This is a genomic window from Mycobacterium sp. KBS0706 (assembly GCF_005938675.2).
Lineage (GTDB): Bacteria > Pseudomonadota > Alphaproteobacteria > DSM-16000 > Inquilinaceae > Inquilinus.
Genome location: NZ_VCCH02000009.1, coordinates 61,232 through 75,823 on the forward strand (window position 1 = coordinate 61,232; position 14,592 = coordinate 75,823).

Consider the following 14,592-nt stretch of genomic DNA (forward strand, 5'->3'; position numbering starts at 1 on the left):
CAACGGAAATCAAGGATCGCCGAGGGCCTGCGGCCGTATTCTGAGGACGTTGGATCCCCTGCGGTTCGGCCCGATGACCACTCCCTTCCCCGACGCCTCCGGCGCCACCCTGATCGTCGATCTGGCCGCGATCCGCGAGAATTATCGTGCGCTGCGCCGCCGCCTCGGCGGCACCGCCTGCGCCGCCGTGCTCAAGGCCGATGCCTACGGGCTGGGCGCCGACCGGGTCGCCCCGGTGCTGGCCGCGGAAGGCTGCCGCCATTTCTTCGTCGCCCATCTCGAGGAGGGCATCGCCCTCAGGCCGCATGTGCCGGAGGCGGCGGAGGTCTTCGTGCTGCATGGTCTGATGCCCGGCTGCGAGGACATCGCCCTGGCGCACCGCCTGACCCCGGTGCTGAACAGCCTGGAGCAGGTCGAGGGCTGGACCGCCCTGGCGCGTCGCCTCGGCCGGGCGCTGCCGGCGGCGCTGCAGCTCGACACCGGCATGTCGCGCATGGGGCTGGCGCCGGCCGAGCTGGACCGGCTCGCGGCAGAGCCGCAGCGCCTCGATGGGCTCGATCTCCGGCTTGTGATGAGCCACTTGGCCTGCGCCGAGCGGCAGGACCATCCGGCCAACGGCACCCAGCGGCTGCGCTTCGACGTCGCCCGCCGCCGCCTGCCGCAGGCCCCGGCGTCGCTGGCCAATTCCTCCGGCATCTTTCTCGGCCCCGACTTCCACTACGACCTGGCCCGGCCCGGCGCCTCCCTCTATGGCCTGACCCCGGTGGCCGGCGCGGCCAACCCGCTGCGCCCGGTGGTGCGGCTGCAGGCCCGGGTGGTGCAGCTGCGCGACGTCGCGGCCGGCGATGAGGTCGGCTACGGCCTGACCTGGCGCGCCGAAGGGCCGAGCCGCATCGCCACTGTGGCGGTCGGCTATGCCGACGGCTTCCCGCGCAGCAGCGGCACGGCCCATCTCGGCGACATCGCCCTGCCGGTCGCCGGCACCGTGTCGATGGATTCGATCACGCTCGACGTCTCGGCCCTGCCGGAGGGTGCGCTGCGCCCCGGCGCCATGGTCGACCTGATCGGGCCGCATCGCAGCGTCGATGCCGTCGCCGCCGATGCCGGCACCATCGGCTACGAGATCCTGACCCGGCTCGGCCGGCGCTTCCGCCGCCAATACCGCGACAGCCAGCCATCCCCCTCACCCGCTTTGGTTCTCGAAGGAGTTCCGTCGTGAAGGTCATCGTCCTCGGCGCCGGCGTCATCGGCGTGTCCACCGCCTATTACCTCGCCCGCGCCGGCCATGAGGTGACGGTGGTCGACCGGCAGGACGGGCCGGCGAACGAAACCAGCTTCGCCAATGCCGGCCAGGTCTCGCCGGGCTATTCGGCGCCCTGGGCGGCGCCGGGCGTGCCGCTGAAGGCGATCAAGTGGATGCTGATGGAGCACAGCCCCTTCGTGCTGCGCCCGCAGCTGGACACCCGGCAATGGCTGTGGCTGGCGCAGATGCTGCGCAACTGCACCGCCGGCCGCTATGCCGTGAACAAGGAGCGGATGGTCCGCCTGGCCGAGTACAGCCGCGACTGCCTGCGCCAGCTGCGCGCCGACACCGGCATCGCCTATGACGACAAGGCCCAGGGCACGCTGCAGCTGTTCCGCACCCAGAAGCAGGTCGACGCCGCAGCCAAGGACATCGCCGTGCTGCAGGAGGCCGGCGTTCCCTACGAGGTGCTGGACCCGGCCGGCTGCGCCGTGATCGAGCCTGCTTTGGCCGGGGTGCAGGACAAGCTGGCCGGCGGCCTGCGCCTGCCGGGCGACGAGACCGGCGACTGCTTCAAGTTCACCAACAACCTGGCGAAGCTCGCGGCCGGCCTCGGCGTCACCTTCCGCTGGGGCGCCCGGATCGCCGGCCTGATGACCGACGGCAACCGGATCGGCGGCGTCGCGCTGGAGGATGGCGAGACCCTGCGCGCCGACGGCTACGTGCTGGCGCTGGGCAGCTATTCGCCGCTGCTGCTGAAGCCGCTGGGCATCGAGATCCCGGTCTATCCCGTCAAGGGCTACTCGATCACCGTGCCGGTCACCAAGGGGGAGAGCGCGCCGGTCTCGACAGTGATGGACGAGACCTACAAGGTCGCGATCACCCGGCTGGGCGACCGCATCCGCGTCGGCGGCACCGCCGAGCTGGCGGGCTTCAGCACCCGCCTGTGGGATGCCCGGCGGGCGACACTGGAGCATTCGGTCACCGACCTGTTCCCGCAGGGCGGCGACGTCTCCCGCGCCAGCTTCTGGACCGGCATGCGGCCGATGACGCCCGACGGCACCCCGGTGGTCGGCCGCACGCCCTATGGCAACCTGTTCCTCAACACCGGCCATGGCACGCTGGGCTGGACCATGGCCTGCGGCTCGGGCCGGGTGATGTCGGACATCGTCTCCGGCCGCCGCGCCGAGATCGATCTGGAGGGCCTGGCGATGGATCGCTACCGCTGGGCCGACCTGACCGGCATTCGCACGCCGAAGGGCGGCCGCCCGGTCGGAGTGCCGGTGCCACAGGCGGGGTAAGGCCCGGCCGCCGCGATCAGAGCACGAAGTCGGCGGCGACGAGACCGATCGCACCGGTGAGCTGGATGTGGAAGTCGGAGGCGCCGTCGCCGTTGACGTCGCCGGCGATGGTGGTGACGTCGCCGGCGACGGCATAGCGCAGTTCGCCGGCGACATGGTGGTAGGCCGCGGTGCCGATGAAGCTGAAGGCCTGGTCGCCGGCGACGGTGGTCCTGGCGTCGATTCCTGCCAGGTCGATCTTGTCGCCCTGGGCGTGGCTGAAATCAGTGATCCGGTCGGCGCCGGCCCCAACCGGGCTCTGTGCCGTGCTGTTGTAGATGAAACGGTCGGCCGCGCCGCCGCCGGTGAGCGTGTCCTTGCCGGCCCAGCCCTGCAGCCGGTTGACGCCCGCATCTCCGACCAGGGTGTCAGCGCCCTGGCTGCCGGAGAGGTTCTCGATCCCGTTGAAGCTATCGTTCTGAGCGTCGCCGCCGCTGGCGGTGTTGGCCGCCAGGTTGACCGACACCCCGATCGCGCTGGTGTAGTAGCTGGCCGTATCGTTGCCATTGCCGCCGTAATGGGTGTCCGCGCCGGCGCCCCCGCGCAGCACATCGTCGCCGTCATCCCCGGAGAGGTAGTCGTTTCCGGCGTCCCCCGAGAGGGTGTCGTTGCCGTTGTCGCCGTACAGTGAATCATAGTCTCCGCCGCCGGAGAGGATATCGTCACCGTCATTGCCGATGATGTTGTTGCTGGCGTCGTTTCCGGTTAGCACGTCGTTGTATGCGCCGCCGTAGACCCCCTCGAAGTTCGAGATGCTGTCGCCTTGCGCGTCGCCGCCGCCGGCGGTCCCCAACGCCAGGTTGACCGCCACCGCGGCGGCGGAGGAATAGTAGGTCACGGTATCGTAGCCGGCGCCGCCGCCGGTCGTATCGCCGCCGGCACCGCCTTCGATGTAGTCGTTGCCTTCGCCGCCGTAGAGTGTGTCGACGCCGCCGCCACCATTGAGGTTGTCGCCGCCGTTGTTGCCGTAGAGGATGTCGTCCCCGTCCTCGCCGGCCAGGTAATCGCCGCCGGCATCCCCGGTCATGACGTCATTGCCCAGGCCGCCATAGCCGTTGTCGCGGCCGCTGCCGCCGTGGAACGTGTCGTTTCCGGCGTTGCCGGAGAAGCTGTCGTCGCCGACCCCTCCATTCACGGCGTCGTTGCCGGTGCCGAGATAGAAGGCCAGCTTCTCGAAATTGCTGAACTGTACGCCGGTCGATGTGGTCGTGATTCCGCCCGGCGTCGGGTTGGGCGTGACGCTGAATGCCGCCGTCGCGTTCCAGTAGTAGAACTGGAGGGTGTCCTGTCCGGCGCCGCCATCGAGGATGTCGGCGCCGCCATAGGTATAGACGAAGTCGTCACCGTCGCCGGCATTGATGGTATCCACCGAACCGGGCGGGGAATCCCCGTCAAAGATCGTGTCGTCGCCTCCGCCGCCGCTGATCTGGTCGCTGGACGAGGTGCCGTTGAGATAGTCGTCGCCCGCCGTTCCATTGATGACCACTGCCTTGCCCCTCTGGAAAATCTGTCATGGAAACTCGGTCTCGAGTGGCAATGTCGCATCAAATTGCGGCATGAATTCGGGCCGCAGGTTCAGACCGCAAGCGACGCCTCATCGCCCCGATCGCCCCTTGAGCGCCCGGACCTGGTCCTGCAGGCAGCGGACCAGGGCTTTCAGCGCCGGGTCGGCGATCGGCTCGGGCAACTCCAGCGTGCGGCTGCGGCCGTCCTGCTCGACCGTCAGCGTGAAGCAACGGGCGTCGGGCATTGGCCGCGACAGGCTTTCGGGTGCCGCCGGGCGGTCGAGCACCCGGGCGTCGCGCACCAGCGCTTCGATCCTGGCGGCCGCCGCCGGCGGCAGCGCCGCCAGGTCCAGCACCACCGGCTCGGCCAGGCCCGGCGCATAGAACAGGCCCGGGCTCGACATCGCGAAGGTGATCCGCATCGTCCCCTCCTGCCCCGGGGCGTCAGCCGGGCGGGATCCCGACCTGCTTCCAGGCGTCGGCCACGGCCTTGACCTCGGCCTTCTTCATGCCGGGCAGCCGGCCCGCCACATCCACCGTCACCGCGGCGAAATCGGCGAACTTCGTGGTCTCGGTCACCCTGGCGTCGCGCAGCGCATCGTACCAGATCCGCCCCGCCTTCTCCCAGGCGTTGCCGCCGAGGGCGACGGCGGCCAGGTAGAAGGCCCGGTTCGGGATGCCGGAATTGATGTGGACGCCGCCATTGTCCTGCATCGTGTCTGCGTAGTCGTCCATATGGCCGGGCTGGCGGTCCTTCCCCAGCACCGGGTCGTCATAGGCGGTGCCCGGCGCCTTCATCGAGCGCAGGCCGACGCCCTGCACCCTGGCGGTGAACAGCCCCGCGCCGATGATCCAGTCGGCCTCCTCGGCAGTCTGCTTCAGCACCCATTGCTTGACCAGGGATCCCCAGACATCGGACAGAGATTCGTTCAGCGCCCCGGGCTGCTGCATGTACACGAGGCCGGCCTCGTCCTCGGTGACGCCGTGGCCGAGCTCGTGGCCGATGACGTCGAGCGAGGCGGTGAAGCGGTTGAACAGGTCGCCGTCGCCATCGCCGAACACCATGCGCCGGCCGTTCCAGAAGGCGTTGTTGTAATCCTCGCCGTAATGGACCGTGGCGTCGAGCGGCAGGCCGTCATCGTCGATCGAGTTGCGGCGATAGGCTTCGAGGAAGAAGTCGAAGGTGTGGCCCAGCGCGTCATAGGCCTCGTCGACCGCGACGTCGCCCGATGGCCCCTGCCCTTCGGCGCGCACCAGCGTGCCCGGCAGGGTCTCGCTGTTGCCGGCGGTGGTGACGCTGCGCTGGCGCGACGGCGGCAGGGCCAGCTTGCGGCTGCGGCGCGCCGGCACCGACTGCGCCACGGCCAGCTGGGCCCGCATCGACCGGAAGGTGGTATCGATGCCGAGCGCCCGGCTGGCGGCCGCCTTCTGGGCCTTGCTGCCGTTGGCGAGGATGTCGCGCAGCAGATAGGGCGGCAGGATGCAGAAGATCGAGTGGCGGTGATGCCGGCTGCACATGGGGCTCTCCCTGTTCCGACGGACGATCTTCCCCGGACGGGGGCTCCCCATAGAAGCCACGGTGCCCCTATTGGTTCCCGGCCTCCTCGTCCCGATCCCGTGCCGGCGCGGCTGCGTATTCCGACAGCCCGACGAAGGGGAAATACGCAGCAAAGGTCGCGGCGAACATGGCTCCCGCCAAGATGAGAGTCTGTGACGTCACGCTGCGGTCCTTGGTCAGCTCGGAGACGACGTTTCCGAGCAGGAGAACGATATAGGTGAAGGCCTGACGGGCATGCGCGACATCGGTCCCCTGGCGACGAACCTCGGCGAAGGTGTGCTTGAGCTTGAACCCCACCTTGGCCCGGAATCGGGCGATGCCCTGCAGGCCCTGACTGGCGTTCGGATCGCCCGGCATCGCCGGCTCGAGGCCCTGCGCAATCCTGTCGAAATACTGGTTGAAGGCACGGTACGAAATCGTCTCCAACAGCTCGACAGCCGTATAGGCCGCGACATACTTGCCCACCTCCTTGGCGGCTTCCGTTCCGGCCAGGCCGATCGCCTGGGTACCGGCGCCGCTATGCACCAATCCCAGAGCGATCAGGATGGTCGTCAGCTGGGAGTACAGCGAGTACGCCAGATTGTCGCCGAGAACCGCCCGCATGTTCAACAGCAGGTTGCCGCGACGATTCTGCGCGACCGGCATGAACAGGTTCGCCATGTCGCGCAGGCCGATGATCAGCGCCCTGGCAGCCGCGGGCGCCTGGGCGGCGACCCCGCCCCCGACCTTGTCGGCGGCGACGGTCGCCCCGATCATCATGAGGGTGTTGGTGACCACCGAAGCATATTGCTTTCCTGTTGGCACCAACCGGTCTTCTTCCGGTCGACTGGCACTGGTGTCATAGATCAGGCCGCCGACCTTCACCGCGATCGGCAGAAAGTTCAGCCCGATCAGCAATGCGGCGAGATCCTGCTGCGTCTTGTCGCTGCTTGCGCCGATGCCATAGGCGCTCGCTTCCCGGACGGTGGCCAATGTGCCCAGCAGCACGGCGTCGCGCAGAAGAATCTTTCCGATATCCCGGCCGGCGCGTAGCATGCTTGCGCTCGCCGCCGCATCCATTCCCTCCGCCCCAGCCTCCTCGGCCTCGACGACGAGTTGCTCGATTCTCTGCCTCGTCTCCCGGAGATCGCCTTGGGTTTGGGGGGGATCCTGCGGTTCCGTCGTTGTCGGCGCGAAGGTGATCTCGTCCTGCAGCGTCTCCGGCAATTGCTGAATGGCGCGGCGCAGCGCGTCGCTGTCCAGCTGTGCCGAAGTCTGCAAAAGCTGATCGATCGTTCTATCGAGATCCGTCTTCTGCCGATCCATCTCGGACATCTCTCGTCCAGATGCGGCATCCCTATCTCGATTTTTTTGAATTTCCTCTTCAACACCTGAAATTTGTAGCTGATTTTGGCTGATTTTGGTTCTGATATTCGCTATATTTTCTTGGAATTCTTGAATCCTGTTGTCATTTTCCGCAATATTTTTCTCCAATTCAGCGATCGTTTCGTCCGCCTGTAGCTGAGATTGCAATATCGAGTGGTATTCATCCTCAATGGACTGAAGTTCGTTGATGGCTGAATCCTCGCCATCCACAAGGTTGTCCAAAGCGCCGATGGCGCGGGTCACGTTCTTTTTCTGTGTTTCCAGATCTGTCAGATCAGTGCCGAGCCGATCGAGTGCTGCCTTGCTGATTTCCGCCTTCGCATCGGCTGCGGAACGTTCGGTCTCGAGGGCTTCGAGCCTTGCCGCAATTTTCGCCGCACGCTCCGCATCCTGCGGATCTTCCGAGGGGGTTCCGAGGGCTTCGATTTCGCGCCGCAGCACCTCGGAGCGTGCGGTCGCTTCCGCATTTCCTGCCCTGGCGGCCTGCTCTTCCGCTTGCGCCTCTTGCGTCCGCCGCTCCAGATCGTCGAGCTCCCGGCCGAGAGTGCCACGCCGGTCAGCGATCAGAGTCCTCAGACGGTCGAGGTCCCTCGCCTCCTCGCCCACCGCGATCCCCTGGGCATTCAGCGCCTCGCCGGCCTCCGTCCACCGGTCTTCGAGCGAATCGTACAACCTTCCGAGCTCGGTCTCATAGCGGTCCACGGCTTGTCGCTGCACAGCGATCTGGTCCAGGAGCGCATTCGAGGCATCCTGCTGGCCGTCTATAGCCTGAAAGGCTTGCTGCTCCGCTGCCGTAAGCTGCTCGATTTTCCTGAACTGGTCTTCCCGCGTCCGTTCGAGCCCATCCAGCCTGTCCAGAAGCGCCAGTTGCTCCTCCGACCCTCTCAGCCGATTGTCGAGCAGGGTGTCCGCTTCGTTGTAGCTGGTGGTGAGATTTTCGTCCGTCTGGCGCCGTGCCAGACCCCGAAGATGTTCCGCTTCGACGGCGGTCCGTATCCGGGCAGGGTCAGTGTGCGTCAGCTGAGCCAACCAACCGATGAGATTCCCATCCAGGTCTGCCGATTGCTCGTGGCTTGGGCCACCTCCGCCCGTTGGCTGCCGCGAACCGTCTTCCATCCCCACTCTCCCAACGCTGCTCGGAAACCAAGATTGTTACGCCTGACACGATCGCGTCAGGATTGGCCTCAAGGACACCGATGGGAATTCCGCTTTTGATATGGGCCGATGCGCGGCTGGATGCCGGCGCCGGCCCGGGTCAGGCTGTCACGCCAGGCGAGACCGTTGCAGAACGCCGATTCATCCCTTTGCCGTCATTCCCGCGAAAGCGGGAATCTCCTCCTGTCTTTCGGGATGGCGCCGCCATCTTTGCGGGAACGTGCGACGATCCGATGGCGCCCGGCGGGGCCGGGCAAGGACGGTGGGGACGGTCTAAAGCACGAAATCTCCGGCCGTCAGGGCGTGGTCGGCGGTGACGTTGCTGGCGAAATCCGGCGCCTTGTCGCCGTTGACGTCGAGACCTGCTAAATCTGCCCCAGCCCGTCCCTGCCCAGCTTCGCCCGGCGCCATTGGATGTTCGGCCGCTCCCGCAGAAGGGGCGGCGTCGACCCGACAGACAGGAGGACGACCCGTGACCCAGACCCTCAACGGCATGCCCGGCAACGACAGCCTCACCGGCACCGATCCGGGCAATCCGGCCAACCTCGACGGCATCGAGATCATCAATGGCCTCGCCGGCAGCGACACGCTCAACGGCCTGGGCGGCAACGACATCCTCCAGGGCGGCGCCGGCATCGATACGGCGAGCTATGCCGGTCCGCCGCCGGGGTATCGGTGAACCTGGCGACCGGCGTCGTCTCCGGGGGCGATGCCGCGGGCGACACCTTCAGCAGCATCGAGCAGGTGCTGGGCTCGGCCTTCGCCGACACGCTGACCGGCAATGCCGGCGCCAACACGCTCTGGGGCATGGGCGGCGGGAAAGGTCGGTGGCGTGCCTTACGCCGCTTCCCGGTCGCGGCGCAGGCCGTCCTTGCGCATCTGCTCCGGCGTGGTGCCGGTCAGGCGGTGGAACATGGCGATGAAGGCCGAGGCGTTGCCGTAGCCGAGCCAGCGCGCCACCGCACCGACCGAGGCCCCCTCCTCCAGCCGCGACAGCGCCGCGACCAGCTTCATCCGCTGGCGCCATTCGGCGAAGGACATGCCAAGGTCGCGCTGGCAGTGGCGCGACAGGGTACGCTCGGTGGTGCCGGTGATCCGGCCCCATTCCGCCAGCGACCGGCGGTCCCCGGGCTCGCGCTGCAGCGCCTCCAGCACGACGCGCAGGGCCGGGTCGTCGGACAGCGGCAGGTAGGAGGAATGGCGCGGCGCCAGCCGGATCTGATCGACCAGCACCTGCGCCAGCCGCAGGTCCTCGACGCTCTTCGGCACCTTCACGCCGCGGGCGTCGACATCGGCCAGGATCGCCTTGATCAGCGGGCTGAGCGCCAGGGTGCAGGGCTCCGCCGGCAGATCCACGCAAAGCTCGCGCACGACATAGACCGAGACATAGCGCACCGCGTCGCGGTTGTGGCAGGCGTGCACCACGTCGGGCGGGGTCCAGATCGCGTAATGCGGCGGCGACAGGTAGCGCACGCCGTCGACCGTCGACACCATCAGGCCGCGGACGGCGTAGTTCAGCTTGCCCCAGGGCAGCGACGCCTCGGGCCACACCATGCCGGCCGGATAATCCTCGGTGCGGAAGGACAGCGGATCGGGCGGCTCGCCGCGCAGTGCGGGCATGCGCTCACCCATGTCCAGTCCTCCCTATCGCCTGTCCGATCATCGTTATATATATCGAACCGGCCAGACGCTAGGTTGCTGTCATGTCCGTATCGCCCACTCCCATGCGCTGGTTCGCCCTGCCGGTCGTCACCGTTACGATCTGGTCCGGCAATGTGGTCGTCACCAAGCTGGCGGCCACCGAGATCCACCCGAGCGTCATCGCCTTCGAGCGCTGGGCCCTGGCGCTGCTGCTGCTGACACCGTTCCTGATCCGGCCGGTATGGCGGCTGCGGCGGGAGATCCGCCCGCATCTGGCGAAGCTGGCGGTGCTGGGGCTGCTCGGCATGGCGGCCTATCAGGGGCTGGCCTATTTCGCGGCGGAGACCACCTCGGCCACCAAGATGGGCTTCGTGGTGTCGCTGGTGCCGCTCTTGACCATGGCGCTGTCGAGCCTGCTGCTGGCGGAAGCGCCGACGCTGGGCATGATGGGCGGCGGGGCGCTGTCGCTGTTCGGCCTGGCGCTGCTGCTGGGCCAGGGCGACCCGCTGGCGCCGTTCAGCGGCGGGCTGGTGCCGGGCGACGGCATGATGCTGATCGCCTGCGTCGCCTATTCCGGCTACAGCGTGCTGCTGCGGCGCTGGCCGATGCCGCTGCCGGCCTGGCCGTCGCTGTATCTGCAGATCGCCTTCGCCACGCTGTTCCTGCTGCCCGGCTGGCTGCTGGCGCCGGCGGCGCCGCACAGCATGACGGCGATCGGGATGATCCTCTATGCCGGGATCCCGACCTCGATCCTGGCGCCGTTTCTATGGATGGAGGCGATCCGCCTGCTCGGGCCCAGCCGCACCAGCCTGTTCATCAACCTGTCGCCGGTGATGACCGCGGCGATCGCGGTGGCGGTGCTGGGCGAGAGCCTGCACCCGTACCATCTGGCCGGCGGCGCGCTGGTGCTGCTGGGCGTCGTCCTGGCCCAGCGCTTCGGCCGGCGCGCGGCGCGGCCCGTCGCGGTAGTCGAGGCCGCCGAGTGAAGCGGCGCCGCCCGCGGCGGGGCGGCGCCGGCTTCGCCTACTTCCAGCCGTGCTCAGTGCCGAACTTGCGCAGCGCCTTCTCGTGGTCGCGGCGCAGCTGGGTCAGCTTCCGGGTCAGGTCGCGGCCCAGGATCTTGCCGTAATCCTGGCCGGTCTTGGCCTTGTCCCAGTCGTTCTCGACGAAGCGGGCGTCCACCCGGCCGGAGCGGCTGACCGAGACCGGGGTGCCGGCGAAGCTGCCCGCCGCCTTGGTCAGCTCGGCGACGAAGGTGGCGTCGTCGAGGCCGCTATAGGCCTTGCCCTCGGAATCGCCAATGTTGAGGAAGTACAGGTCGCGGCCAAAGGCGGTGTAGCCGCCGCCGAGGCCCTTGTTGACCGAGGCCGCATGCTGGAAGAAGGCCTGAGCCTCGTCGCCGCTCGGCGCGTGGTCCTTGAAGGTGACCACGGCATAGGCGGTGTTGCCCTGGCCTTCCGGCGTGAAGTCGGTGACCAGCACGCTCCACTGGCGGAAGGTGTAGCCGATCGAAGCGGCGAACAGATCGGACGTCTTCGCGTCGGCCTCGAAGGCCGATTGCAGCGAGGCGTTGGTTTCAAGCTGGTAGCCCCCCGGCGTCACCTCGGTCTGCACCTGGTCGGCCGGGATGTTCAGCAGCGCCAGGATCTTCGGCAGCTCGGTGTCCTTCACCTGCTCGGTGAAGGCGGCGCGGTCGGCATAGCTGGCCTTCTTGTCGTTCAGGCCGAGCGGCTTGAAGGTCAGCGCCTCGTAGGAGAAGAGCTGGGTCGGGCCGACCGGCTCGACCGGCGCCGGTGCGGGCTTCGGCGCGCAGGCGGCGAGCGCGACGGTCGTCGCCAGGCTGGTCGCGAGCGCGACGGTTCTGAGAGATCGCAGGAATGTCATGATTGTCCCCTCCGGACCGGAGCCAAGCGCCCCGGCCGGATATAGGAATGCGAGGACGCTGCGTTGGCAAGCCGGAGTGCGATTTGCCGGCGCCGCCCTGATGCGATACCAGAGGGGGCGATACCAGAGGGCATCCGCCCGGAGACCGCTGATGACCGATCGTCCCGACGTTCCCCCCGATGCCGCCGAGGCCACGCGCCGCCTGATCGAGGTGATGGCGCGGCTGCGCCACCCCGAGACCGGCTGCCCCTGGGACGTGGAGCAGAGCTTCCGCACCATCGCGCCCTACACGATCGAGGAGGCCTATGAGGTGGCCGACGCGATCGAGCGCGACGCCATGGACGAGCTCAAGGACGAGCTGGGCGACCTGCTGTTCCAGGTCGCCTTCCATTCGCGCATGGCGGAGGAGCGCGGCGCCTTCGACTTCGCCGACGTCGCCGCAGGCATCGTCGACAAGATGATCCGCCGCCACCCGCATGTGTTCGGCGACGCGCCGGTCGACGCCGACGGCATGCCGGCGCAGTGGGAGCGGCAGAAGGCGGAGGAGCGCGCCGCCAAGGCCGAGGCCGAGGGCCGGCCCGCCGGGGTTCTGGACGGCATCGCCGGCGGCCTGCCCAGCCTGACCCGGGCGCTGAAGCTGCAGAAGCGGGCGGCGCGGGTCGGCTTCGACTGGACCGACCCGGCCGACATCCTCGACAAGATCGAGGAGGAGGTCGGCGAGATCCGGGCGGAGATCGACGGCAGGGCGCCGAAGGAGCGGATCGAGGACGAGATCGGCGACCTGCTGTTCTGCGCCGTCAACCTGGCCCGGCGCTACGAGGTCGACCCCGATTCCGCGCTGCGCCGGACCAACGCCAAGTTCGAGCGCCGCTTCCGCCACCTGGAAGCGGCGCTGCGGGCCGAGGGCCGCGATCCCGCCGGGGCCAGCCTGGACGAGATGGAAGCCCTGTGGGTCGCCGCCAAGCGGGCGGAGACCGCTTAGCCCGCACCGCTCAGAGCAGGAAGTCGCCGGCGACGAGGGTGATCGCGCCGGTGAGGGCGATGTGGAAGTCGGAGGTGCCGTCGCCGTTGACGTCGCCGGCGATCACGGTCTGGCCGCTCCCCATGACGTAGTGGAGCTGCCCCGCCACCCCGGTGAAGGGGCCGGCGCCGATGAAGCTGAAAACCTGGTTGCCGCTCGCCCCGGTGTTCGCGTCGATCAGCGACAGGTCGATCCTGTCGCCCTGGGCGTGGCTGAAATCGGTGATCACGTCCCGGTTCGGCCCGACCGCGCTCTCGCTGGCGGCCGCATAGACGAAGCGATCCGCGCCGCCGCCGCCGGTGAGCGTGTCGCGGCCGGCCAGGCCGCGCAGCGCATTGTCGCCGCCGTTGCCGATCAGGGTGTCGTTGAAGTTGGAGCCATTGAGGTTCTCGATCGCGGCCAGGATGTCGCCCTGGGCGTCACCGCCCGTGCCGGTGCCGGCGGCCAAATTTAGCGTCACCGCGGCAGCGCTGTTGTAGTAGGATGCCAGATCGGTTCCGACGCCGCCGTCGAGCGTGTCGGCCCCGGTGCCGCCTCGGAGCAGATCGTTGCCGCCCCAGCCCCGCAGGATGTTGGCGCCGCTGCCGCCGATCAGGGTGTCCCCGCCGACATTGGAGCCGGTGAGGTTTTCGATGCCGTTGAGCGTGTCGCCCTGGGCGTCGCCGCCCGAGCCGATCCCGGCGGCGAGATCGACCGTCACCCCCGACGCGCTGCTATAATAGGTCGCGATGTCCGTCCCGGCATCGCCGAACAGGCTGTCGGCACCGGCCCCGCCGCGGAGCAAATCGTCGCCTCCATAGCCGCGCAGGATGTTGGCCCCGCCGTCGCCGGTCAGGGTGTCGCCGCCGATATTGGAACCGGTGAGATTCTCGATGCCGCTGAGGGTGTCACCCTGGGCGTCGCCGCCCGAGCCGATCCCGGCGGCGAGGTCGACAGTCACCGCCAAGGCGCTGTCGTAATAGGTCGCAGTGTCCACCCCGTCACCGCCATCGAGGCTATCGCCGCCGGTCCCGCCGCACAGCAGATCACCGCCGAAATATCCGATCAGGATGTCGCTGCCGGCCATGCCGCTGAGGCTGTCGTTGCCGCTGTAACCGTCGAGAGTGTTGTTCACGGCATTTCCGGTCAGGTTGTCAGCGAACCTTCCGCCAACGATCCCTTCAAAATCGGCGCCGATGACATCACCCTGAGCGTGGCCGCCTGATGCGGTCAGCGTCGTCAGGTTCACCGTCACACCGCTACTGCTGGGGTTGAGGCCAGAGCCGATGTAACTGAGGACGTCGAAGCCGCTGCCGCCACTCAGGTGATCCGCTCCGTCGCCGCCCTCGAGCGTGTCGTTGCCGTCGCCGCCGTTCAGCACATCGGCACCGCTTTCGCCGAATAGCGAGTCGTTGCCGCCCAGCCCAGAGAGGGCGTCGTCGCCGCTGCTGGCGTAGAGCCATTCGTCGCCGGCCGACCCTGTCAACGTGTCCGCGAACCAGGAACCCAAAATGCTCTCGAAATCTGCGCTGATCACATCGCCATCGGCTTCACCGCCCGAAACCGCCAGGGTCGTCAGATTCACCGACACGCCGCCGAAACCGATTCCGTCGTAGACGAGCGTGTCGTAGCCGCTCCCGCCGATCAGCGTGTCCGCCCCGGCCCCGCCAGCCAGATAGTCGCCGCCGTCGCCGCCATTCAGGATGTCGTTGCCGTCGCCGCCCCTGATCGAATCCTCTCTGCCGAAGCCGTTGATCGTGTCGCTGTCCGATGTACCTGTGAGAGTGTTTGAATTGTCGTCGCCGTTTATGACCGCCACGCGCGCTCCTCCCCAATGATACACAAGAATGGTTCGATAAATGTCCAAGTCTAGGGCGCGCCCCTGGCCTACCCCTGCTCGA

12 protein-coding genes are annotated in these 14,592 nt (G+C 68.0%); 5 read left to right on the forward strand and 7 right to left on the reverse strand.

Going from position 1 to position 14,592, the window contains the following annotated elements; genetic code table 11:
- Nucleotides 1-73: 73 nt before the first annotated feature.
- Together alr and FFK22_RS06940 are read left to right on the forward strand one after the other, a co-directional pair.
- Nucleotides 74-1,219, forward strand: coding sequence for an alanine racemase (alr, locus tag FFK22_RS06935; protein ID WP_143956802.1), 1,146 nt, complete (start codon nt 74-76; stop codon nt 1,217-1,219).
- Complete coding sequence (locus FFK22_RS06940) at nt 1,216-2,544, forward strand: D-amino acid dehydrogenase (protein WP_138886152.1); 1,329 nt, start codon at nt 1,216-1,218, stop codon at nt 2,542-2,544. Before alr ends, FFK22_RS06940 begins: the two co-directional genes overlap by 4 nt.
- Nucleotides 2,545-2,560: 16 nt before the next feature.
- Here the strand turns inward: FFK22_RS06940 and FFK22_RS06945 are convergent, their stop codons facing one another.
- From FFK22_RS06945 to FFK22_RS06960, 4 genes are all read right to left on the reverse strand, one after another.
- Nucleotides 2,561-4,069, reverse strand: a complete 1,509-nt coding sequence (locus FFK22_RS06945; RefSeq protein ID WP_138886151.1) for a calcium-binding protein — start codon at nt 4,067-4,069, stop codon at nt 2,561-2,563.
- Between the two features lie 108 nt (nt 4,070-4,177).
- Nucleotides 4,178-4,510 carry a protealysin inhibitor emfourin gene (locus tag FFK22_RS06950; RefSeq protein WP_138886150.1) on the reverse strand — a complete coding sequence of 111 codons (333 nt, stop codon included), beginning with the start codon at nt 4,508-4,510 and terminating at the stop codon, nt 4,178-4,180.
- A 22-nt stretch (nt 4,511-4,532) separates the two neighbouring features.
- Nucleotides 4,533-5,606, reverse strand: a complete 1,074-nt coding sequence (locus FFK22_RS06955) for a M4 family metallopeptidase (protein ID WP_138886149.1) — start codon at nt 5,604-5,606, stop codon at nt 4,533-4,535.
- 67 nt (nt 5,607-5,673) lie between these two features.
- Nucleotides 5,674-8,127, reverse strand: coding sequence for a hypothetical protein (locus FFK22_RS06960; RefSeq protein WP_138886148.1), 2,454 nt, complete (start codon nt 8,125-8,127; stop codon nt 5,674-5,676).
- Between the two features lie 511 nt (nt 8,128-8,638).
- Between FFK22_RS06960 and FFK22_RS42755 the strand changes: the two genes are divergently transcribed.
- Entirely contained in the window at nt 8,639-8,845 is a 207-nt protein-coding gene (locus FFK22_RS42755; protein ID WP_186002344.1) for a hypothetical protein, read from the forward strand.
- Between the two features lie 158 nt (nt 8,846-9,003).
- Here the strand turns inward: FFK22_RS42755 and FFK22_RS06970 are convergent, their stop codons facing one another.
- Nucleotides 9,004-9,798 (reverse strand): helix-turn-helix domain-containing protein, encoded by a 795-nt coding sequence (locus tag FFK22_RS06970; RefSeq protein ID WP_138886146.1) that lies wholly within the window; start codon nt 9,796-9,798, stop codon nt 9,004-9,006.
- 71 nt (nt 9,799-9,869) lie between these two features.
- Between FFK22_RS06970 and FFK22_RS06975 the strand changes: the two genes are divergently transcribed.
- Nucleotides 9,870-10,793 carry a DMT family transporter gene (locus tag FFK22_RS06975; RefSeq protein WP_186002345.1) on the forward strand — a complete coding sequence of 308 codons (924 nt, stop codon included), beginning with the start codon at nt 9,870-9,872 and terminating at the stop codon, nt 10,791-10,793.
- A 37-nt stretch (nt 10,794-10,830) separates the two neighbouring features.
- On the opposite strand, the gene FFK22_RS06980 is transcribed toward FFK22_RS06975, so the two are convergent.
- A complete protein-coding gene (locus FFK22_RS06980; RefSeq protein ID WP_138886145.1) occupies nt 10,831-11,691 on the reverse strand; it encodes a hypothetical protein in 861 nt (286 codons plus the stop codon).
- A gap of 151 nt (nt 11,692-11,842) precedes the next feature.
- Between FFK22_RS06980 and mazG the strand changes: the two genes are divergently transcribed.
- Nucleotides 11,843-12,673 carry a nucleoside triphosphate pyrophosphohydrolase gene (gene mazG, locus FFK22_RS06985; RefSeq protein WP_138886144.1) on the forward strand — a complete coding sequence of 277 codons (831 nt, stop codon included), beginning with the start codon at nt 11,843-11,845 and terminating at the stop codon, nt 12,671-12,673.
- A gap of 10 nt (nt 12,674-12,683) precedes the next feature.
- Here the strand turns inward: mazG and FFK22_RS06990 are convergent, their stop codons facing one another.
- Nucleotides 12,684-14,510: a calcium-binding protein gene (locus FFK22_RS06990; RefSeq protein ID WP_186002346.1), complete on the reverse strand. Its 1,827-nt coding sequence runs from the start codon at nt 14,508-14,510 to the stop codon at nt 12,684-12,686.
- Nucleotides 14,511-14,592: the final 82 nt, after the last annotated feature.

Coding starts and splice junctions, on each gene's coding strand:
- alr (WP_143956802.1), top strand. CDS start 74: ATGACCACTCCCTTCCCCGACGCCTCCGGCGCCACCCTGATCGTCGAT.
- FFK22_RS06950 (WP_138886150.1), bottom strand. CDS start 4,510: ATGCGGATCACCTTCGCGATGTCGAGCCCGGGCCTGTTCTATGCGCCG.
- FFK22_RS06955 (WP_138886149.1), bottom strand. CDS start 5,606: ATGTGCAGCCGGCATCACCGCCACTCGATCTTCTGCATCCTGCCGCCC.
- FFK22_RS06960 (WP_138886148.1), bottom strand. CDS start 8,127: ATGGAAGACGGTTCGCGGCAGCCAACGGGCGGAGGTGGCCCAAGCCAC.
- FFK22_RS06970 (WP_138886146.1), bottom strand. CDS start 9,798: ATGGGTGAGCGCATGCCCGCACTGCGCGGCGAGCCGCCCGATCCGCTG.
- FFK22_RS06975 (WP_186002345.1), top strand. CDS start 9,870: ATGTCCGTATCGCCCACTCCCATGCGCTGGTTCGCCCTGCCGGTCGTC.
- FFK22_RS06980 (WP_138886145.1), bottom strand. CDS start 11,691: ATGACATTCCTGCGATCTCTCAGAACCGTCGCGCTCGCGACCAGCCTG.
- mazG (WP_138886144.1), top strand. CDS start 11,843: ATGACCGATCGTCCCGACGTTCCCCCCGATGCCGCCGAGGCCACGCGC.